This is a genomic window from Asticcacaulis sp. P4_H10 (assembly GCF_056400965.1).
Window position 1 is genome coordinate 1 of the sequence record NZ_JBFUKH010000017.1, and the last position, 1,317, is coordinate 1,317.

General features: G+C 63.5%; 1 protein-coding gene. It reads right to left on the reverse strand.

The features are described from left to right. Nucleotides 1-1,317 (reverse strand): calcium-binding protein (locus tag AC1DON_RS21800; RefSeq protein ID WP_476936934.1); only part of this gene is annotated, 1,317 nt, incomplete at both ends.

Here is a 1,317-nt window from a genome sequence, read left to right on the forward strand (position 1 = left end):
CCTTCACCGGCATCCAGCGTGTCATTACCTTCGCCACCATCGATCTGGTCGCCACCGCCAAGACCCGCGATCGAGTCATTGCCGCCCAGCGCGCTCAACTGGTCGCTCTGCTCCGAACCCGTCAGGGTCTCATTGCCCGCCGTACCCGTCTGGACCGTGCCCGTATTGAACTCAGTCGGCGTAAATTCGACGCCATTGAAGTTCAGGACTTCGACACCGGTCAGCAGGTCCGCGCCTTCCGGCGACCCCGAGCGGTTGTCGAACACCAGCAGGTTGCCGAGACCGTCACGGGCRACCGTGTAGTCGGCCAGGTTGCCGCTGTAGAAGGCGGTATCCGAGCCCAGGCCACCGTCAATCGTGTCATTGCCCTGGCCGCCGGAAATCGAGTCCAGCCCGTCACCGGCTATGATGCTGTCGTTGTTGTTTTCGCCGCGGATCGAGTCATCGCCCGTACCGCCATAGACGGTGTCGTCTCCGCTGGAGGCGTAGATGGTGTCGTTGTCGGCGTCGCCGTAGATTTCCTTGGCGTAGCCATCGTCCTGGATGTAGTCGGCGCCCGCGCCGCCCGACAGGGTGTCGTGATTGCCGTCGGTCGTGTAGCCGTCATAGCCGTAGATCGTGTCGGCGCCGTCACCGCCCGACAGGCTAACCGCACGATAGGTGCCGTCATAGGCGTAGCCGTACTTCTGCAGGCGGTCATTGCCTGCGCCGCCGTCCTGCCACTGACCATACAGGGTGTCGTTGCCATCGCCGCCGATCAGCGTATTGATCGATTCAGAGTCCTCGATGTAATCGTTGCCGTCACCGCCGACCAGGCTGTCCGAACCGGCATTGCCGTAAAGAGCGTCGTCGCCCGTGCCGCCTGTGAGCGTATCATTACCGGCATTGCCACTGATCGTGTCGTTCTCAGTGCCGCCATCGATCGTATCGTCGCCCGCGCCACCCGACAGGGCGTCCGCACCCGCGCCACCCAGGACCGTGTCATTGTCTGCACCGGCATCAACCGAGTCATTGCCTGCGCCCGCGATGACGGAGTCCGCCCCTGCGCCGCCCTGAACGACGTCGTTGCCTTCACCGGCATCCAGCGTGTCATTACCTTCGCCACCATCGATCTGGTCGCCACCGCCAAGACCCGCGATCGAGTCATTGCCGCCCAGCGCGCTCAACTGGTCGCTCTGCTCCGAACCCGTCAGGGTCTCATTGCCCGCCGTACCCGTCTGGACCGTGCCCGTATTGAACTCAGTCGGCGTAAATTCGACGCCATTGAAGTTCAGGACTTCGACACCGGTCAGCAGGTCCGCGCCTTCCGGCGACCCC